The sequence below is a fragment of the Actinopolymorpha pittospori genome, from assembly GCF_014873875.1.
In the GTDB taxonomy this organism is placed as follows: domain Bacteria; phylum Actinomycetota; class Actinomycetes; order Propionibacteriales; family Actinopolymorphaceae; genus Actinopolymorpha; species Actinopolymorpha pittospori.
This window is the reverse complement of sequence record NZ_JADBEM010000001.1, coordinates 8391091-8410515: the sequence shown is the minus strand read 5'-3', so window position 1 is coordinate 8410515 and position 19425 is coordinate 8391091. Positions and strand designations below refer to the sequence as shown.

Annotated in this window: 17 protein-coding genes; 15 read left to right on the top strand and 2 right to left on the bottom strand. The window is 70.5% G+C overall.

Annotated features, from left to right (window positions below):
* The first annotated feature begins 201 nt into the window (after nucleotides 1-201).
* Nucleotides 202-912, top strand: coding sequence for an HAD family hydrolase (locus HEB94_RS39035; RefSeq protein ID WP_192754491.1), 711 nt, complete (start codon nucleotides 202-204; stop codon nucleotides 910-912).
* Nucleotides 913-1031: 119 nt separating this feature from the next.
* A complete protein-coding gene (locus tag HEB94_RS39030; RefSeq protein WP_192754490.1) occupies nucleotides 1032-2945 on the top strand; it encodes a GxGYxYP domain-containing protein in 1914 nt (637 codons plus the stop codon).
* A gap of 44 nt (nucleotides 2946-2989) precedes the next feature.
* Here the strand turns inward: HEB94_RS39030 and HEB94_RS39025 are convergent, their stop codons facing one another.
* The gene (locus HEB94_RS39025) at nucleotides 2990-3523 is read right to left on the bottom strand and encodes a DUF4439 domain-containing protein (RefSeq protein WP_192754489.1); all 534 of its coding nucleotides are present in this window, start codon (nucleotides 3521-3523) and stop codon (nucleotides 2990-2992) included.
* Nucleotides 3520-4116 carry a ferritin-like domain-containing protein gene (locus HEB94_RS39020; RefSeq protein ID WP_192754488.1) on the bottom strand — a complete coding sequence of 199 codons (597 nt, stop codon included), beginning with the start codon at nucleotides 4114-4116 and terminating at the stop codon, nucleotides 3520-3522. Before HEB94_RS39020 ends, HEB94_RS39025 begins: the two co-directional genes overlap by 4 nt.
* Nucleotides 4117-4573: 457 nt before the next feature.
* On the opposite strand from HEB94_RS39020, the gene rimP reads away from it, so the two are divergent.
* From rimP to HEB94_RS38955, 13 genes are all read left to right on the top strand, one after another.
* Nucleotides 4574-5164 carry a ribosome maturation factor RimP gene (gene rimP, locus HEB94_RS39015; protein ID WP_192754487.1) on the top strand — a complete coding sequence of 197 codons (591 nt, stop codon included), beginning with the start codon at nucleotides 4574-4576 and terminating at the stop codon, nucleotides 5162-5164.
* Nucleotides 5165-5168: 4 nt separating this feature from the next.
* Nucleotides 5169-6233, top strand: coding sequence for a transcription termination factor NusA (nusA, locus tag HEB94_RS39010; protein ID WP_192754486.1), 1065 nt, complete (start codon nucleotides 5169-5171; stop codon nucleotides 6231-6233).
* A 340-nt stretch (nucleotides 6234-6573) separates the two neighbouring features.
* Complete coding sequence (locus HEB94_RS53910) at nucleotides 6574-6900, top strand: YlxR family protein (RefSeq protein WP_337918233.1); 327 nt, start codon at nucleotides 6574-6576, stop codon at nucleotides 6898-6900.
* A gap of 131 nt (nucleotides 6901-7031) precedes the next feature.
* Nucleotides 7032-10184 (top strand): translation initiation factor IF-2, encoded by a 3153-nt coding sequence (infB, locus tag HEB94_RS39000; protein ID WP_192754485.1) that lies wholly within the window; start codon nucleotides 7032-7034, stop codon nucleotides 10182-10184.
* 195 nt (nucleotides 10185-10379) lie between these two features.
* Entirely contained in the window at nucleotides 10380-10676 is a 297-nt protein-coding gene (locus HEB94_RS38995) for a DUF503 domain-containing protein (RefSeq protein WP_192754484.1), read from the top strand.
* 121 nt (nucleotides 10677-10797) lie between these two features.
* Nucleotides 10798-11307, top strand: coding sequence for a 30S ribosome-binding factor RbfA (rbfA, locus tag HEB94_RS38990; RefSeq protein ID WP_192754483.1), 510 nt, complete (start codon nucleotides 10798-10800; stop codon nucleotides 11305-11307).
* 45 nt (nucleotides 11308-11352) lie between these two features.
* On the top strand, nucleotides 11353-12225 hold the full coding sequence (gene truB / locus HEB94_RS38985) for a tRNA pseudouridine(55) synthase TruB (RefSeq protein ID WP_192754482.1): 873 nt from the start codon (nucleotides 11353-11355) through the stop codon (nucleotides 12223-12225).
* A gap of 140 nt (nucleotides 12226-12365) precedes the next feature.
* Nucleotides 12366-13382: a bifunctional riboflavin kinase/FAD synthetase gene (locus HEB94_RS38980; protein WP_192754481.1), complete on the top strand. Its 1017-nt coding sequence runs from the start codon at nucleotides 12366-12368 to the stop codon at nucleotides 13380-13382.
* A gap of 208 nt (nucleotides 13383-13590) precedes the next feature.
* Nucleotides 13591-13860 (top strand): 30S ribosomal protein S15, encoded by a 270-nt coding sequence (gene rpsO, locus HEB94_RS38975; RefSeq protein ID WP_337918232.1) that lies wholly within the window; start codon nucleotides 13591-13593, stop codon nucleotides 13858-13860.
* Nucleotides 13861-14058: 198 nt separating this feature from the next.
* On the top strand, nucleotides 14059-16284 hold the full coding sequence (locus HEB94_RS38970; RefSeq protein ID WP_192754479.1) for a polyribonucleotide nucleotidyltransferase: 2226 nt from the start codon (nucleotides 14059-14061) through the stop codon (nucleotides 16282-16284).
* Nucleotides 16281-17642 (top strand): M16 family metallopeptidase, encoded by a 1362-nt coding sequence (locus HEB94_RS38965; RefSeq protein ID WP_337918230.1) that lies wholly within the window; start codon nucleotides 16281-16283, stop codon nucleotides 17640-17642. The genes HEB94_RS38970 and HEB94_RS38965 overlap by 4 nt, the downstream gene beginning before the upstream one ends.
* A 73-nt stretch (nucleotides 17643-17715) precedes the next feature.
* A complete protein-coding gene (dapB, locus tag HEB94_RS38960) occupies nucleotides 17716-18462 on the top strand; it encodes a 4-hydroxy-tetrahydrodipicolinate reductase (protein WP_337918229.1) in 747 nt (248 codons plus the stop codon).
* Nucleotides 18463-18546: 84 nt separating this feature from the next.
* Nucleotides 18547-19398: an SDR family oxidoreductase gene (locus tag HEB94_RS38955; RefSeq protein WP_192754478.1), complete on the top strand. Its 852-nt coding sequence runs from the start codon at nucleotides 18547-18549 to the stop codon at nucleotides 19396-19398.
* Nucleotides 19399-19425 lie beyond the last annotated feature (27 nt).

Below are 19425 nucleotides of genomic sequence, written 5' to 3'. Positions count from 1 at the left end.
GAGCGACCGGCGTCGAGGTGTGTCTGGTCCGGATTCGGCCAGGCGTGCCCGCGGCGCCGGTCCCCGGGCGAGCAGGCGCGTGGACGCACGTCGTCCGGCCCACACCGGGTGGCGTCGACCGGGTTGCGTCGACAGGGTGGCGTCGGCAGAGCAGGCCCTCGTTGACGAGGGGTGTCGGTGCGGCTTGGCAGGATGACGGCCATGACGGTGGACGCGGTGATCTTCGACTGGGGCGGCACGCTGACCCCCTGGCACACGGTCGACCTGCACGACCAGTGGCGCAGCTACGCGCGGGCCTACGACCCCACTCACGACGACTCTGTTGCCGCCGCGCTCCTCGCGGCCGAGGACGAGGCGTGGCGGTTGGCCCGCGACAAGCAGCTCGCGACGACGTTCGAGACGATCGTCCGCGCCGCCGGCCTGGAGCCGTCCGGACCCGCCCATCTGCGTGGTGTGGCGGCGTTTCGGACGTGGTGGGAGCCGCACACCCGAAGCGATCCCGAGGCCGGTCCGCTGTTGGTCGCTCTGCGCGAGCGGGGGATCAGGGTGGGCGTGCTCTCCAACACGATCTGGCCCCGCGACGATCACGAGCTCGTCTTCCGCAGGGACGGCCTGCTCGACCTGATCGACGGCGCCGTCTACACCAGCGAGATCGCCCACACCAAGCCACATCCGGAGGCGTTCCTCGCCGCGATGAGAGCGGTGCGGGTCGAACAACCACGACACTGCGTCTTCGTCGGCGACCGACTCTTCGACGACATCCACGGCGCGCGGTCGGCGGGCATGCGGGCGGTGCACGTTCCCCACAGCCAGATCCCGGCGGGCCAGCTCGGCCACACCCTGGGTGAGCCCGACGCAGTCGTCGAGCGCCTGGCCGACCTGCTCCCACTCGTCGACCGGTGGCGTGCCTGACGCGAGGACCGACGCACCGGCGCCCGAGTCGGCCTACCGGAAGCGGTCCGCGGTGTTGACCCTCCACCCGTGACGCGATGCCATGGCGATGGCGGTGATCACCACACGGGGGAGGAACCATGGCCGAGATCGACCGACGCGGTTTCCTGGGCGGGCTCGCGGCTGGCGTCGGCGCGTTCGCGCTGGAACCCTCGGGTGCGCGGGCGGCGACCGAACCGCTGTACTTCTACGATCTGGCCCACCTCTACCGACTCGACCTGACCCAGCCCGCGCAGGCGGCCCGGGCCTATGACGAGCTGCACTTCGTGGCGACCCTGCAGGGCATCGTCAACCGCTCCTTGCCCCGGCTCTACGTCCACTTCGTCGACCACAGCGAGTTCGGATCCATCGACGTCGACGACTACTGGCTCAGCGAGATCCGGGGCGAGGACGGCTTCCTCGCCGACCGGCCGCTGCGGGTTCTCCAGACCCTCGACGACCTGGTGTCGACGTTCCGGCCGCTGCTGCGGGGCGCCGTCGTCTGGGACCGCAACGTCCCCGCCACCTCCAACGTCGCCTCCACCGTGGCGGGCGCCCAGGATCTCGTCGCCGTTCGCCACGACCTCTCGCCCGGTTCGCTCTACCGCACCTACATCGGTGTCGCCGGACCACTGCGTCTGCCGCCGGTCGTACGCCTGGTCCACGAGGACGGCACTCCGCTGTTCACCGGGACGGGCACGATCCCCGGCACCCGCCGCCAGTCGACCGGTAGCGCGAAGTGCGACGCCTACGTGTGGGCCGTGGAGCGGTATCTGCGGACCGGGCGTTCGAGCGCCGACCTCGGCTACTACCTCGACGCCCACTGGCTGGCCGACCCGCAGGGGAAGTTGCAGCAGAGCCTGCTCACCAACCACGACTATCTCGTCAGCAACCGCGGCTTCTTCTTCGACCTGCTGCCGTGGGACGACGAGACTCCGGTCGACGACCCCGAGCAGCCGACGGGGACCGACCAACGCGTGCTGGAGGAGATCCTGCACGCCGCCTATGAGCGCGCTCGGCACGGCATGGTGCCCATCCACGGATTCGTCCCCTGGGGTTACAAATACACGACCGTCGCCGGCGGCCACCACGAGCCCGTCGCGACCGAGTGGAGGTTCGTCCAGGTCGCCTCGGCGTTCAACGCCTACCTCGACGCCGACGCCGAGAACCTCGACGCGATGGCCAACGCGTCGGTGCTGCGGCACGCGCCGCTGCGCAGGACCTACCCGCAACGTCCGCGACCCGACGTGGAGGAGTTGCGGGCACGTGGCTACGTCGACCCCGACGGGACGCTCGTCCCGCGCAGGTACGTCACGTTCTACGTCGGTGACTACGACTCCGCGGCCTGGCTCTACCAGGTGATGCCGTACCTCTGGGACGACCCCGGCCGGGGCAGCATCCCGCTCAACTGGGCGTTCAACCCCAACCTCGCCGCCCGGATCCCGGTCGCGCTGGAGCGAGCCCGTCGGACGGCGACCCCGAACGACACGTTCGTCGCCGGCGACAGCGGTGCCGGCTACATCAACCCCGGAATGCTCGCCGAACCGCGCGAGTTCTCCGGGCTGCCCTCCGGGGTGGACGCGTGGCGCGAACACTGCCGGCCGCACTACAGTCGGTGGGACCTCACCGTGACGGGGTTCGTGATCGACGGCTACGCACCCGGCATGGACGAGGCGACGATGCGCGCCTACGCCGACTTCTCACCCGACGGGTTCGCCGCGCAGAAGGTCGACCCGGAAGGCATGGTCGGGCAGACGCCGTACGTCCGGATGGGCCCCGACCTTCCACGCGCCGACGTCGCCACGGCGTCCCAGGCCCTGCAAGCCGCGCTTGACGGCGACCTGGCGGGGCCGCCTCCCGAACCAGAGTTCCACAGCATCAGGACCATCCTGGCCACGCCGAGTTGGCACCGCGACATCGTCGCCGCCGTCCGTGGGCGGGTGCCCGACGCGGCCCTGGAGATCGTCGACGCGCACACGTTCTACGCCCTCGTCCGGCTTCACCTGGGCGGCTGAGCGCGCCGACGCCGCGTAGCTCGCGTGGTTCCGTCGGACAGGCCCTACCGGGACCCGTCCGACGGGGTGGCGGGTGCGGGTCGGTCCGTCGCGGTCGGCGTGGCTCCGGGGTGCTTCTCGGCCACACCCGGGAACGCCAGCGGCGCGGCGTCCCAGTCGAGTCGGCGCTCCGAGCAGTCCCGGAGCAGGTTGGCGCCGAGCATCCGGGTCTCCGCGCTGGTCGCTGCCGCCACCAGGTCGGCGAACACTCCCGCGCAGCCGCCCTCGAGATGCACGGCCAACCTGCGCGCGGAGGTGTTGCCCGTCACCTGGAACGGCAGGGCGTAGCCCGCGTCGGCGGCTATCGGGGTCACCTTCCGCGCGCGCAGCATCGAGTTGAACTGCTCGCGCAACGTCCGGTAGAGGTCGTAGCTTCGCTGCCCGCGGGCGCGGGCGTCACCGTCGAGGTAGGGCGTGAGGACGCCGTAGCCCCAGATCGCCGCGTGGATTCCGGCAAGGGCCTCTTGCAGTCCGGCGACCTCCCTGCCCGCGTCGTTCGTCTCGGCGCGAACTCCGCCCGCCACTCCTTCTGCCGTCACGAGGACTCCCCTTCGAACGCCGTGACATGGGTCCCCTCGCAGGCCGCGATCGAGGCGAGGATCCGGGCGTACTCCGATCCGCGAACCGTCTGCGTGTCGCGGCGGCGGCCCGTGGTCGCGGCCCGCTCCAGGGTGAGAAGGGCCGCCATGGCCTCGCCGGGAGACGACGGCACCTGCGTCTGCGTCGGCGTCGGGCTGCTCGCGACGCGAGCGGTCGGAGCCCCGGCGGTGCGCGTCATCGCGGTGAGCGCGGCGAGGTGTTGCTCGTGTCGTTGGACGTAGGCCCGGAGTTGGTCGCGCAGGTCCGGGTGCTGGGCGGTCGTCGCGGCGTAGGTCGCGAGGAGTGCCCGCTCGGACTCCAGCGCCGCGGACAGCAGCGGAAGGTCGGGGTCGGGCGTCGGCGTCGGACTCGGCGTGGATCGCGGCATCCGCTCGTCGTCGGCCGCGCCGGGCTCGTCGTCGCCCGTGCAGCCGGCGAGCAGGCCCGCCGGGAGGCTCAGCGCGCCGAGCCCGAGGGCTGTCCGCAGGACGCGGCGGCGGGTCGGTGCACCGCCGAAGGGCAGCGGCGGCAGCCCGCTCGTGGACGCATTCACGTGCGGGACGTTACCCGAGCGAGTTCGACTCCAACGAGTGATACGTGGCTCTTCTGGGTCTCGGCGAATTCGTCCACGGCTTTCGGGGGGATCGCTGGAATCGTCCCGGCTTGGACGAGCCGCGGTCACCCGGCGCAGGTTGCCGAAGGCTCCGGCCCCGCCCTCGAACGGGTCCTCGACCAGACCGCGGCGGTCCGTCGTTCACCGACCGGCCGCCACGCCGCGCCGCCGTTTGAAGGGCATTTCCCGCGGCGGGTACTCTGACCTCGCTGAGGCGGGGCCGAAGGTGGCCACGCCGTGCCGCGCATCCGGACCAGTTCGCGCCAGTGTTTCGTGGCGGGCCGGTCCCGGGACCGCGGCGGGCACGGGCCTGGGCAAAAGGATAGGGTCCGGTCCGGACCGCGGCTCTGGGCAGACACCAGCACCGTCCGTACAACTGGAGAGAGGGGAGGCACCCGTGCCAAGCGGCTCTGCTGCTCGTGACCAGGTGGCCGACCTCCTCGCGCCGGTTCTCGCCGATGCGGGCCTCGATCTGGAGTCCGTCGATCTCACCCCCGCGGGCAGGCGTACGGTCCTGCGGATCGTCGTGGACGCCGACGACGGGGTCACCCTCGACCAGTTGGCCGACACGTCCCGCGCCGTGGCCAAGGTCCTCGACGCGAGCGACGTCATGGGCGCGGGTTCCTACACCCTCGAGGTGACCTCCCGCGGGGTCGACCGGCCCCTCACCGAGCCGCGGCACTGGCGGCGCAACATCGGGCGCCTCGTCAAGATCGTCCAGCTCGACGGCAGCCAACTCCTTGGCCGGGTGACCGCCGCCGACGAGAGTGGCGTCGACCTCGACGCCGACGGGGTCCAGCACCGGGTCGACTACGCCGGCGTCGCCAAGGCCCGGGTCCAGGTGGAGTTCAGCAAGATCACACCAGTCGACGCGGACGCCGAAGGCGACGCGGACGCCGAAGACGACGGGGACGACGCGGACGGACCCGACCTGGACGACCCGGACGACGCAGCCCACCCAGACGACGACGCAGACGAGAAGGGGTAAGCCCATGGACATCGACATGGCGGTCCTGCGCGCTCTCGAGCGCGAGAAGGACATCCCCCTGGAGGCTGTCTGCGAGGCGATCGAGCAGGCGCTGCTGATCGCCTACCAGCGCACGGAGGGCGCACACTCCCACGCCCGGGTCGAACTCGACCGGCGTACCGGCCACGTGACGGTCCTGGCGCGGGAACTCGACGAGGAGGGCAACGCCTCCCGGGAGTGGGACGACACCCCCACCGGATTCGGTCGGATCGCGGCGACGACGGCCAAGCAGGTCATCCTGCAGCGGCTGCGCGACGCCGAGGAAGACCACATGTTCGGTGAGTTCGTCGGCAAGGAAGGCGACATCGTCTCCGGCGTGATCCAGCAGGGCAAGGACCCGCGGCTGGTCTACGTCAGCCTCGGCCGGGTCGAAGGGGTGCTCCCGCCGCAGGAACAGGTCCCCGGTGAGCGTTACAACCACGGCGACCGCATCAAGTGCTTCGTGGTGGCCGTCCGCAAGGGGTTCCGCGGCCCGCAGATCACCCTGTCCCGAACCCACCCCAACCTCGTCAAGAAGCTCTTTGCGCTGGAGGTCCCCGAGATCGCCGACGGCACCGTCGAGATCGCCGGCATCGCGCGGGAGGCGGGTCACCGCACCAAGGTGGCCGTCTACTCCACCAACTCCTCGGTCAACGCGAAGGGCGCGTGCATCGGCCCGGTCGGTAGCCGCGTGCGCAACGTGATGAACGAGCTGCACGGGGAGAAGATCGACATCGTCGACTGGTCGGAGGACCCGGCCGAGTACGTCAAGCAGGCGCTGTCACCCGCGCGGGTACGCCAGGTGGAGGTCGTCGACGCCGCGGCGCGGTCGGCTCGGGTGATCGTTCCCGACTACCAGCTCTCGCTCGCGATCGGCAGGGAGGGCCAGAACGCCCGCCTCGCGGCGCGCCTCACCGGCTGGCGCATCGACATCAGGTCCGACACCGCGCCGGCTCCGGCGGCGGAGGCCGACCAACCGGGCGGGTCCGACACGCCCGCGGCGCAGGACGCCGGCAGCGACGTCGGTTCGCAGCCGACGCCGCAGGAGTAGCGGCGGCCAGACCGCCTGGAGCGGCCTCGCGTCCCGGCCGGGACGAAGCCGGACCAGCCGGGAAGACCCAGACCTGTCCGTTTGTTGTCCAACCGAGGGAGTGTGGGTGTCTGGCGTGGCCAACCGCATGCTGGACACTTCCCGGCCGCGCGCCGGACGTGCCCAAACTGGTACGAAGACTTCTGAGTCGCCTGTGACCAGGCAGGTCGCCGGATCAGCACCCGAAACGGCACAGTTCCGTCATCCGGATGAACAGATCCAGCGCCCGCCGAGTCAGGCGGTCTGGGTACACTCTCACGAGGTGGGTCGTACGGGTCGGGAGTCACACACACGTCGGCACGTGGTGCGGACGTGTGTCGGTTGTCGGCTACGTACGGCAAAGTCTGACCTGCTCCGGGTCGTCCTCGCTCGCGACGAAGCCACGGCGTGGTTGGTCGCGGACGTCTCCGGCCACGCGCCGGGACGTGGGGCGCATCTGCATCCCACGCGAGAGTGTCTCGGACTCGCTGAGCGCCGACGGGCGTTCACGCGCGCCCTGCGTGCGCGAACCCCGATCGACCTCACAGATCTTCGGCGCTACGTCGAGGAGCAGGATCCAGGCGGCACCGACCAGGGCACAGGTGACACAACCCTGGTCCGCAACGCACCGAAGACCGGCAGTGCCTGAAGTAGTGGCAGTGCCCAAGCAAAGAAAGTGGGTCGAGCGGCTCATGAGCACTCGATGAGAACCGAGCAATGAGCACGCCTAGGTACTAGCGGCCTGGACCCAGGAGGGGCCCGGGCCGGCAAAGGAGAGCAGTGGCAAAGGTCCGGGTCTATGAACTCGCCAAGGAGTTCGGCATCGAAAGCAAGGCCGTGATGGCCAGGCTTCAGGAGCTGGGGGAATTCGTTCGGTCCGCGTCCTCGACCATCGAGGCGCCCGTCGTACGCAAGCTCAAGGAGTCCTTCGCGGCCGAAGCCGGTGGCAAGGCCGGCAGAGGATCGGCCAAGAAGGCCGCCAGCAAGCCTGCCGCGCCGGCCCCGCAGGCATCCGCCGGTTCCGTGACGGCTGAGCCTGCCCCCAAACCAACACCGATCCCCGGCGCGAAGCCCGCGCCGCCCCGGCCGGCACCTGCGAAGCCGCAGGTCCCCGCCGCCGAGGTGGTCCGCGACGCGCGGCCGGAGGTCGCCCCTACACCCAGTCCGGAAGCGCGGCCCACGCCGCGTACCGAGGCGCCTCGTCCGGAAACCCCCCGTACCGAGGCACCCCGTCCGGAAACCCCCCGTCCGGAAACCCCGCGGTCGGAGCCGACACGTTCGGAGTCGCCGCGTCCCGAGGGGTCTCGCCCGGAGGCACCGCGGCCGCCTCGGCCGGCGACGCCCCGGCAGCCCGAACCCACCGGCGGCACCGGCCGTCCGGGTCCGTCGGCACCCAGGCCCACCCCGCCCGGTCAGCGCCCACCGCGCCCCGGCACCGGTGGTCCTGGCGCTCCCTCGACCGGTCGTCCCCGTGGCGCCGGCCAGGGTGGCGACGGCGCACGTCCTCCGCGTCCGGGCGCACGTCCTGGTGCTCCCCGGCCGGGCAACAACCCCTTCACCTCGACCACCGGTATGCGCGGCCCCGGCCGCTCGGAGCGTCCCGAGCGGGGCGGTCCTCGTCGTGAGGGCGGCCAGGGTGGCCAGGGTGGCGTGCCCGGCGCACCGCGTCCCAACCCGGCGATGATGCCGCAGCGGCCCGAGGGCTCAGGTGAGCGTCCGGGTGGTCCCCGTCCGAACCCAGGCATGATGCCGTCGCGTCCCGCACGTCAGAGTGGTCCTGGTGGCCGTCCTGGCGGTGGACCCGGCGCGCGCACGGGTGGCCCTGGCGGTCGCACCGGTGCGCCCGGTGGCGGCGGTCGCGGTGGCGGTCGTCCCGGTGGCGGCGGTGGCTTCAGCGGCCGCCCCGGCGGTGGCGGCGGTGGCGGCGCTGGCGCTCCGGCGGGAGCTCCGCCGCGTGGCGGCTTCGGCGGCCGTCCCGGTGGTGGCGGCGGCGCCCGTGGTCGTGGCGGCACGGCGGGAGCCTTCGGGCGCCCGGGTGGACCGGCACGTCGTGGACGCAAGTCCAAGCGGCAGAAGAGGCAAGAGTTCGACAACATGCAGGCGCCGTCGATCGGCGGCGTGCGGGTTCCGCGCGGCGGCGGTCAGACGGTCCAGCTGCGGCGTGGCGCCAGCCTCACCGACTTCGCCGAGAAGATCGGCGCGGACGCGGCGTCGCTCGTCCAGGTGATGTTCCACCTGGGCGAGATGGTGACCGCCACGCAGTCGGTCACCGACGAGACGCTGCAGCTGCTCGGTGCCGAACTCGAGTACGACATCCAGGTGGTGTCCCCCGAGGACGAGGACCGCGAGCTGCTCGAGTCCTTCTCGATCGAGTTCGGTGAAGACGAGGGCGAGGACAGCGAGCTGCTGCCCAGGCCCCCGGTCGTCTCCGTGATGGGTCACGTCGACCACGGAAAGACGAAGCTGCTCGACGCGATCCGCAACGAGGACGTCGTGGCGGGCGAGGCCGGTGGCATCACCCAGCACATCGGCGCCTACCAGGTCCAGACCGAGGTCGATGGCACCGAGCGCAAGATCACGTTCATCGACACCCCGGGCCACGAGGCCTTCACGGCCATGCGTGCCCGTGGTGCGCGTTCGACTGACATCGCGGTACTCGTGGTGGCGGCCGACGACGGCGTGATGCCGCAGACCATCGAGGCGCTCAACCACGCCAAGGCGGCGGGCGTCCCGGTTGTCGTCGCGGTCAACAAGATCGACGTGCCCGACGCCGACCCGGCCAAGGTGCGTGGACAGCTGACCGAGTACGGCCTGGTGCCGGAGGAGTACGGCGGCGACACGATGTTCGTCGACATCTCCGCGAAGGCCCGGATCAACATCGAGGGTCTGCTCGAGGCGATCATCCTCACCGCCGACGCGTCCCTGGACCTGCGGGCCAACCCGCACCAGGACGCTGAGGGGCTCGCGATCGAGGCTCACCTCGACAAGGGCCGCGGCCCGGTGGTGACCGTGCTCGTGCAGCGCGGCACGCTGCGGGTCGGCGACTCGATCATCGCTGGCCCGGCCTACGGTCGCGTGCGGGCGATGTTCGACGAGAACGGCCAGCAGGTCGACGAGGCGCCGCCGGCACGGCCGGTGCTCGCGCTCGGTCTGTCCGCCGTACCCCGTGCCGGTGACAACTTCATGGTGGTCGCCGACGACCGGATGGCACGGCAGATCGCCGAGAGGCGGGAAGCGGCCGTACGCAACGCGTCGTTCGCCCGAATCACCAAGCGGGTCAGCCTCGACGACCTGTCGAAGCTGCTCGAGGAGCGCCAGGCCCTCAACCTCGTCATCAAGGGCGACGTGTCGGGTTCGGTCGAAGCCCTCGAGGACGCGCTCGCCAAGATCGACGTGGGCGAGGAGGTCGATCTGCGCATCCTGCACCGTGGTGTGGGTGCGGTCACCGAGAACGACGTCAACCTCGCGACGATCGACAACGCGATCATCATCGGCTTCAACGTCCGCGCCCAGGGCCGGTCGGTGGAGCGGTTGGCTGACCGTGAAGGTGTGGAGATCCGGTACTACTCCGTCATCTACCAGGCCATCGAAGAGGTGGAGGCTGCCCTCAAGGGCATGCTCAAGCCCGAGTACGAAGAGGCTCGACTGGGCACCGCCGAGGTGCGCGACGTCTTCCGCTCCAGCAAGTTCGGCACCATCGCCGGCTGTCTGGTCACCAGCGGAACGATCCGACGCAACTCCAAGGCACGGTTGCTCCGGGACGGCGCCGTCGTACTCGACAACTCCGATATCGCATCGCTGCGGCGGTTCAAGGACGACGCGACCGAGGTCCGTGAGGGCTACGAGTGCGGTCTGACCTTGCACAACTTCAACGATGTGAAGGTCGGCGACATCGTCGAGACCTACGAGATGCGGGAGAAGCCGCGCGGCTGATCGACGCGAGAGATGGTGCCCCGGAGGCTGCCGTCCGACGGACCGTTCGCGGTCCGCTCGGGCGGGAACCCCGGGGCACCTCTCGGTCGGCGTCCGTGACGCCGCACGTGACCAGTACGCGGCAGGTGGCTCGGCGGCCCGGTACGGGCGCCGGCATCTGGCCGCGGTGAGAACACGACCCGAGAAAGAGCGCAGATGTTCACGGGATCCCTGTGTGCCGATCTCCGACTCGGGGACGTGCACTCCCTCAAGGAGAAGCGTTCGGTGGTGCGGCCCATCGTGGCCGAGATCGCGCGCCGCTTCAGCCTGTCCGTGGCCGAGACGGGGCACCACGACCTCTACCGTCGGGCGGAGATCGGAGTTGCCGTGGTGAGCGGGGAAGGTGCGCACTGCCGCGAGGTGTTGGATGCGGTGGAGCGGATGCTCGCCGAACGGCCTGAGGTGGAGTTGCTGCAGGTACGCCGGCAACTCTTCTCCAACGACGATGAGTGACGACGAGTGGCAGCAGAGTGACAAGACGAGTGACAGCCGAGCGGCACAAGCGCACCGACACCGCGACAGTGCTCAGCGGGACAAATCGGGTACGGTGCTGCCGGCTGAGGAGAGGATCGCGATGAACCAGACACGGGTGAACCAGCTCGCCGACCGGATCCGCGTGATCGTCGCGGAGATGCTCGAGCGTCGGGTGAAGGACCCGCGACTCGGTTTCGTCACGATCACCGAGGCGCGCCTCACCGGCGATCTCCGGGAGGCGACGGTCTTCTACACCGTCCTCGGCGGTGACCAGGACCAGACGGGCACGGCGGCCGCGCTGGAGAGCGCGAAGGGCCTGGTGCGTTCGGAGGTCGGCCGCCAGTTGGGGTTGCGCCACACGCCGAGCCTGGCGTTCGTCCCCGACGCCATACCCGAGAACGCCAAGCACATCGAGGATCTGCTCCGCACGGCCCGTGACTCCGACGCGGAGGTGGCCCGGCGGGCGGCGCAGGCGACCCACGCCGGAGACGCCGATCCCTACCGCACCCCGCGCGAGGACGAGGACCTCGAGGACGACCTCGACGAGGACCAGGACGAGTCGGACGACGACAACGACGACAACGACGACCTGGACACGGGCTCGCGATAGCCGTCGGATCTCCCTGCACCTGTGATCCGCGGATAGGAGTGAACTGTGGCGCTCGACGGCATCGTCGTGGTCGACAAGCCCGCCGGATGGACCTCCCACGACGTCGTGGGAAAGGTACGCCGGCTCGCCCGGACCCGACGGGTGGGCCATGCCGGGACGCTCGACCCGATGGCGACCGGCGTGCTCGTGTTGGGGATCGACCGGGCGACGCGCCTGCTCGGCTTCCTGACGCTGACGGAGAAGACCTACGAGGGGACGATCCGGCTGGGCGTCTCGACCCGTACCGACGACGCCGAGGGTGAGGTGCTCGACCGGGTCTCGGCGGTCGAGGTGTCGCAGGCCGACATCGAGGCCGGGGTCGCGGCGCTCACGGGCGAGCTGTGGCAGGTGCCTTCCTCGGTGTCGGCGGTCAAGGTCGGCGGTGAGCGGGCCTACCGGAAGGTGCAGAAGGGCCAGGAGGTCGACCTGCCGGCCCGTCAGGTCGTGGTCAGGCGGTTCGAGCTGACCGACGTCCGCCGTGGCGACGAGGTGGTCGACCTCGACGTCGTCGTCGAGTGCTCCAGCGGAACCTACATCCGGGCGCTGGCCCGCGACCTCGGCGCCGGCCTCGGGGTCGGGGGACACCTCACGGCGCTTCGGCGCACCCGGGTCGGCGCCTACGGTCTCGACCAGGCCCACACGGTGGAGGACCTCGAGCGCGACTTCACCCTCGTACCCATCGCGGCGGTCGCCCGGGAGACGTTCCCCCGCTTCGAGGTCGACGACTCGACCGCACGGCTGGTGGCGTACGGCCAGAAGCTGCCCGGCGTCTCGGTCGGGTCCGGACCGGTTGGCGTCTTCGGGCCAGACGGCACGTTCCTCGCGCTCTATGAGGACACCGACGAAGGTGCCAGACCGGTCGCCGTCTTCGCGAGCTGAGCATCGGGCGGGATCCCGCACCGGGACCAGCCGCCTCCTGGGCTCGGGCCCATCTGGCACCCTTGACGAGGCGGCGTTGACGTCGCCCGCGACCGGCACCGCGACAAGCGGGCATCGCAGCGAGATGTGACGGAGACAGGATGCAACGCTGGCGAGACCTGACCGAGGTGGCGCGGGGAACCGGACCGACGGTCGTCACGATCGGCGTGTTCGACGGCGTGCACCGCGGGCACCAACGAGTGCTCGGTCGGGCGGTCGAGATCGCCCGGGAGAAGGGCGCGCTCACCGTCGTCGTCACCTTCGACCCACACCCTGCCTCGGTCGTCCGCCCGGACGCCGTCCCGCCGCTGCTCGCGACGGTCGAGCGCCGGGTCGAGCTGTTCGAGCAGTACGGCGCCGACGCCGTGGTCGTCGTTCCGTTCGACAAGGAGCGGTCCCGTGAGACCGCCGAGGACTTCGTACGCGAGATCGTCAGGAACCTCCGCCCGGTCGCGATCGTGGTCGGCGACGACTTCCGGTTCGGGCACAAGGCGGTCGGTGACATCAACCTCCTGCGGAACATGGGTGCCGAGCTCGGGTTCGAGGTGGAGGGCCTGCACCGGGAGGCGCCGGCGCCGGTCCCCGCAGCCAACCCGGGCCCTGGTCAGTCCGGCGTGCGGCAGGAGGTTCCGGTGAACGCCGTCTCCTCGACCGCCGTCCGCGACCGGCTCGGCCAGGGCGACGTGGCGGGAGCCAGGGAGCTGCTCGGCCACCCCTTCCGGTTCGACGGGGTGGTGGTCGAGGGTGCGCATCGCGGCCGGGAGCTGGGGTTCCCGACCGCCAACGTTCCGGGCGCCGCCGCGATGGCACTGCCGGCCGACGGCGTCTACGCAGGGTGGCTGTGCGTGCACGATCTGAGCCGTCCGGGCCGCACGGTCATGCCGGCCGCGATCTCGGTCGGCACCAACCCGCAGTTCGGCCACGAACCACGCCGGGTCGAGTCCTATGTCCTGGATCGCGACGACCTCGACCTGTACGGCCACCGGGTGGAGGTGGAGTTCGTCGACCGGGTGCGCGGCCAGGAGCGCTTCGACTCCGTCGAGGCCTTGATCACCCAGATGGCCGCCGACGTCGAACGGGTCCGCCAGATCCTCGGCGCGACCCCTTCCACGGGCTGAGCATCCCGCACGGCGGTCACTTCGTGACCCGCCGCGAGATGTCCCCTCCGCCCTGCTTCTGGCCCCCTGGAGCGCCTGCTGGCGCGGCTGAGTGGGCCGGGGGAGGTCAGGCTGATAGCCTGACCACTGCCGTTAGCCGGCCGCGGATGAAGAGTGCCCAGGTGAACCCGCCCTGGCGCGCCGCGCAATGGATCCCGAAAGGAGCCTCGTGTCGCTCGACGCTGCGACCAAGAAGCAGATCATCTCCGAATACGCGACCAATGAGGGCGACACTGGTTCGCCCGAGGTACAGGTCGCGCTTCTGACGCACCGGATCAACCATCTGACCGAGCACCAGAAGATGCACAAGCACGACCACCACAGCCGTCGCGGCCTCCTGCTCCTCGTGGGACAGCGACGCCGGCTGCTCAACTACGTCATGAAGGAAGACATCGAGCGCTACCGCTCCCTCATCGAGCGGCTCGGTCTCCGGCGATAACGAAAGACTCCGGGAGCGGCACCCCAAGGGTGTCGCTCCCGGTACACAAGTAGGACCGGAGCGGTCCCGCCAACTGCGACAGTCAGGTCGCCGGTCCTCGGTAGTGGCTTCCGGGATTCGCGGTGCGAAGCACCCGAGAGCCTCGATCGAAGACCGGCACTCCCTGCTTCGAACGCACACGCGCCCGATCGCTCCCTGATGTCACAAGGAGGGCGCCCAGTGGAGGGTCCCGGTATTCACACAGCTGAAGCGGTCATCGACAACGGCCGTTTCGGTACCCGCAAGGTCCGGTTCGAGACCGGACGGCTTGCTCGACAGGCCGGGGGTTCGGTCGTCGCCTACCTCGACGAGGACACGATGGTCCTCTCGACCACGACGGCGGGCAAGCACCCCAAAGAACAGTTCGACTTCTTCCCGCTGACGGTCGACGTCGAGGAGCGTGCCTACGCCGCGGGCAAGATCCCCGGCTCGGTGTTCCGCCGTGAGGGGCGGCCCAGTGAGGACGCGATCCTGACCTGTCGGCTGATCGACCGGCCGCTGCGCCCGTCGTTCGTCAAGGGTCTGCGCAACGAGGTCCAGGTCGTCGTCACGGTCCTGTCCCTCAACCCCGACGCGATGTACGACGTCCTCGCGATCAACGCCGCGGCGTCCTCGACCCAGATCGCCGGCCTGCCCTTCACGGGTCCGATCGGCGGCGTCCGCGTCGCGCTGATCGACGGCCAGTGGGTCGCGTTCCCGCGCCGTGGCGAGGTCGAGAACGCCGTCTTCGACATGGTCGTCGCCGGTCGCGCCCTCGAGGACGGCGACGTGGCGATCATGATGGTCGAGGCGGAGGCCACCGACCAGACGTGGGAGCTCGTCCGTGACGGCGCCCAGGCGCCGACCGAGGAGATCGTCGCCGAAGGCCTGGAGGCCGCGAAGGGCTTCATCAAGACGCTCTGCGACGCCCAGAACGAGCTCGCCGGCAAGGCCGCCAAGCCGACCGCCGAGTACCCCGTCTTCCGCGACTACGAGGACGACGTGCTCGAGGCGCTGGCCGGCGCGGTCCGCGAGGAGCTGCGCAGCGCGCTCACGATCGCCAACAAGGCCGAGCGCGAGACTCGTCTCGACGAGGTCAAGGCGCTCGGGGTGGAGCGCATCGGCGCCGACTTCGAGGGCCGCGAGAAGGAGTTCGGTGCGGCGTTCCGTTCCCTCACCAAGACCCTGGTGCGCGAGCGGGTGCTGCGCGAGAAGATCCGCATCGACGGCCGTGGCCTGACCGACATCCGGCCGCTGTCGGCGGAGGTCGGACTGGTTCCGCGCGTGCACGGCTCCGCGCTCTTCGAGCGGGGCGAGACGCAGATCCTCGGCATCACGACGCTCAACATGCTGTCGCTGGAGCGCCGGATCGGCCTGACGCTGGCCGAGGACACGACCAAGCGCTACATGCACAACTACAACATGCCGCCGTACTCCACCGGTGAGACCGGCCGCGTCGGTTCGCCGAAGCGCCGCGAGATCGGGCACGGAGCGCTGGCCGAGCGGGCCATCTACCCCGTGCTGCCGACGCGGGAGGAGTTCCCGTACGCCATCCGCCAGGTGTCGGAGGCGGTCGGCTCCAACGGTTCGACCTCCATGGGTTCGGTCTGCGCCTCGACGCTCGGCCTGCTCAGCGCGGGCGTCCCGCTCCGCGCCCAGGTGGCCGGTATCGCGATGGGCCTGATCAGCGACGAGGTCGACGGCAAGACCGAGTACGTCAGCCTCACCGACATCCTCGGTGCCGAGGACGCGTTCGGCGACATGGACTTCAAGGTCGCCGGCACCCGTGAGTTCGTCACCGCGCTCCAGCTCGACACCAAGCTGACCGGCATTCCCGCCTCGGTGCTCGCGAGCGCGCTGCAGCAGGCGCGTGAGGCGCGGTTCACGATCCTCAGCGTGATGGAGAAGGCGATCGCGGCACCCGGCGACATGTCGCCGTACGCGCCGCGCATCATCACGATGAAGATCCCGGTCGACAAGATCGGCGAGGTGATCGGGCCAAAGGGCAAGGTCATCAACCAGATCCAGGACGACACCGGCGCCGACATCGCGATCGAGGACGACGGCACGATCTTCATCGGTGCCGCCGACGGTCCCTCCGCCGAGGCGGCTCGGGCCGTGATCGCCGGGATCGCGACGCCGACGATGCCCGAGGTCGGCGAGCGTTACCTCGGCACGGTGGTCAAGACCACCAACTTCGGTGCCTTCGTCTCCCTCGTCCCCGGCAAGGACGGCCTGCTGCACATCTCCAAGCTGCGGGCCCTGGCCGGCGGCCGGCGGGTCGAGAACGTCGAGGATGTCGTCAAGGTCGGTGACAAGCTGCAGGTGGAGATCGGGGAGATCGACGACCGGGGCAAGCTGTCCCTGGTGCCGGTCGTCGAGGACTCCGACAAGTCCGACCAGTGAGCCCGCGTACCGTGCGGCTGGCCGCGGGGAGCCAGCCGCCCGGCACGACCAGAACCCTCCTCAAGGAGGGCGACAGCGGCGTCGTCCGTCGCACGGTCCTGCCGGGCGGGCTGCGCATCATCACCGAGGCGATGCCACAGGTACGCTCGGTCAGCTTCGGGGTGTGGGCCGGTGTCGGTTCGCGCGACGAGACTCCCTCGCTCGCCGGCGCCAGCCACTACCTCGAACACCTGTTGTTCAAGGGCACCCGGCGTCGGAACGCGATGGAGATCTCCTCGGCGCTCGACGCCGTTGGTGGTGAGATGAACGCCTTCACCACCAAGGAGTACACCTGCTACTACGCCCGGGTGCTCGACGCCGACCTGCCGCTCGCGGTCAACGTCGTCTGCGACATGGTGACGTCCTCGCTCATCGCCACGGCCGACGTGGACGCCGAGCGAGGCGTCATCCTCGAAGAGATCGCCATGCACGACGACGATCCCTCCGACGCCGTGCACGACCTGTTCGCCCAGCAGTTGTGGGGTGACTCCCCGCTCGGCCGGCCGATCCTCGGTACGGTCGAGTCGATCAACGCCCTGAGTCGAAGCCAGGTACACGGCTACTACCGCCGTCGCTACCGCCCGCCCGCGCTGGTGGTGGCGGTGGCCGGCAACGTCGAACACCGCGCGGTGGTGCGCCTCGTGACCGAGGCGTTCGAGCAGGCCGGCCTGATCAACGGCGAGGTCGCGACACCCGCGCCGCCGCGGGTCGGCGGTCAGGCACCGGCCTCCGCGCTCGGCACGGTGAAGCTGACGCACCGGCGGACCGAGCAGGCCAACTTCGTGCTCGGTGTCCCCGGGCTGACCCGCACCGACGATCGCCGCTTCGGGCTCGGCGTCCTCAACGCCGCGCTGGGTGGTGGCATGTCGAGCCGGCTCTTCCAGGAGGTGCGGGAGAAGCGCGGCCTGGCCTACTCCGTCTACTCCTTCGCCTCCAACTACGCCGACGCCGGCATGATGGGCGTCTACGCCGGGTGTCTGCCGACGAAGATCGACGACGTCATCGAGATCTGCCGTGCCGAGCTCGCGAAGGTCGTCGCGTCCGGTCTCACGACGGAGGAACTCGACCGGGGCAAGGGACAGTTGCGCGGCTCGCTCGTGCTCGGCCTGGAGGACACCGGGTCCCGGATGGGCCGCCTCGCCAAGGCCGATCTGCTCTACGGCGAGATGCTCAGTGTCGAGGAGGTGTTGCGGCGGATCGACGCGGTGACGCTGGACGGCGTACGCGAGATCGCCGCCGAACTCCTCGAGGCCGCGCCCACCCTCGCGGTGGTCGGGCCGTTCGAGGACGCGGACCGCTTCGCCTCCGCCGTACGCTGACCAGCGTTCCCGACCGGGAGCCCGCGGTCAGTGACGGCGGATTCGGGGCCGACAGAAGTGGGGGAAGCCGACAGTGGTCAACGTAGCCGTACTCGGTGCACGCGGGCGGATGGGCGCGGAGGCCGCGCGTGCCGTGCAGGCCGCCGACAAGCTCGACCTGGTCGCCGAGCTGGACGTCGACAACCGGCTCGAGGAGCTGGTCGAGGCCGGGGCCGAGGTCGTGGTCGACTTCACCCATCCCGAGGCCGTGATGGACAACCTGCGGTTCTGCGTCGAGCACGGCATCCATGCCGTCGTCGGGACGACCGGGTTCACCGACGAACGCCTCGACCAGGTACGCGGCTGGCTGGCCGACGCGCCGGGCGTGGGCGTGCTGATCGCCCCCAACTTCTCCGTAGGCGCCGTGCTGATGATGCGGTTCGCCGAGCAGGCGGCGCGGTTCTTCCCGTCCGTGGAGGTCGTGGAGCTGCATCACCCGCTGAAGGCGGACGCGCCCTCCGGCACGGCCGGCCGGACCGCGGAGTTGATCAGCGCGGCGCGCCGGCGCGCCGGCATGGGTAACGTTCCCGACGCCACGACCCAGGAGGTCGACGGCGCCCGGGGTGCCCGCGTGGGCGACGTCCACGTCCACAGCGTGCGGCTCTCCGGACTCGTCGCCCACCAGGAGGTGTTGTTCGGCGGACAGGACGAGACCCTGACGATCCGGCACGACTCCCTGGCCCGTACGTCCTTCATGCCGGGTGTGGTGCTCGGCGCGCGAACCGTCGTCGAGCGGCCGGGCCTCACAGTGGGCCTGGAGCACTACCTCGACCTGGACTGAACGGGGTTCCGCTCGACCCGGGCCGCGGTGACGAGGGGCCGGGCCGAGATGTGCGGTGGATGCTCGTGAGACCTGGAGGCGAGTATGACCTGGAGCATCGAGGGCCGGACCGTCCTGGTGACCGGCGCGAGCAACGGACTTGGCCTCGCGACCAGTGTCGAACTCGCCCGTCGTGGCGCCACGGTCGTCATGGTCGGCCGGGACCTCACCCGGACGACCGCCGCGGTGGAGATCGTCCGCGCGAGAACCGGTGCGCGACCGTCCTACCTCCTCGCCGACTTCTCCTCCCAGGCCTCCACCCGCAAGCTCGCCGCCGCCTTCCTCGACCGCCACGACCGGCTGGACGTCCTGGTCAACAACGCAGGCGGTGTGCACAGCACCCGGCGGCTCACCGAGGACGGCATCGAGGCCACCTTCGCGGTCAACCACCTCGGCTACTTCCTGCTCACCCATCTGCTGCTCGACCGGCTGCTGGCCAGCGCGCCCGCCCGCGTCGTCACGGTGGCCTCGGCGGGCCACCGCGGCGCCACCCTCGACTTCGACGACCTCGGCTTCGAGCGGGGCTACGCCATCATGAAGGCCTACGGGCGGTCCAAGCTCGCCAACGTGCTCTTCGCGGCTGAGCTCGCACGCCGGCTCGAGGGCAGCGGCGTCACCTCCAACAGCCTGCATCCGGGCGCCGTCGACACCGGCATCTGGTCCGGAGCGCCCGTCTGGGCGAAACCGCTCATCCGGGTGTTCGCGCGGCCCTTCTTCGCCAGCCCACAGCGCGGCGCCGAGCCGATCGTCCGACTCGTGACCGATCCCGCGCTCGAGGACGTGACCGGCCGATACTTCGAGAAGGGCGTGCCGGTCGATCCGGACCCGCTCGCCCAGGACGAGGCGGTCGCGGCCCGGCTGTGGGACGTCAGCGCCACCCTGGTGCGGTCGATCTGAGCCAGCCGCGGGGGAGCGGATTCGTGG

What these genes read in the sequence shown, in the direction of transcription:
- rbfA (WP_192754483.1), top strand. Translation starts at nt 10,798, where the DNA reads ATGAACCAGACACGGGTGAACCAGCTCGCCGACCGGATCCGCGTGATC.
- HEB94_RS38955 (WP_192754478.1), top strand. Translation starts at nt 18,547, where the DNA reads ATGACCTGGAGCATCGAGGGCCGGACCGTCCTGGTGACCGGCGCGAGC.
- HEB94_RS38995 (WP_192754484.1), top strand. Translation starts at nt 10,380, where the DNA reads ATGTTCACGGGATCCCTGTGTGCCGATCTCCGACTCGGGGACGTGCAC.
- HEB94_RS38980 (WP_192754481.1), top strand. Translation starts at nt 12,366, where the DNA reads ATGCAACGCTGGCGAGACCTGACCGAGGTGGCGCGGGGAACCGGACCG.
- HEB94_RS38970 (WP_192754479.1), top strand. Translation starts at nt 14,059, where the DNA reads ATGTCACAAGGAGGGCGCCCAGTGGAGGGTCCCGGTATTCACACAGCT.
- HEB94_RS39030 (WP_192754490.1), top strand. Translation starts at nt 1,032, where the DNA reads ATGGCCGAGATCGACCGACGCGGTTTCCTGGGCGGGCTCGCGGCTGGC.
- HEB94_RS39035 (WP_192754491.1), top strand. Translation starts at nt 202, where the DNA reads ATGACGGTGGACGCGGTGATCTTCGACTGGGGCGGCACGCTGACCCCC.
- nusA (WP_192754486.1), top strand. Translation starts at nt 5,169, where the DNA reads ATGGACATCGACATGGCGGTCCTGCGCGCTCTCGAGCGCGAGAAGGAC.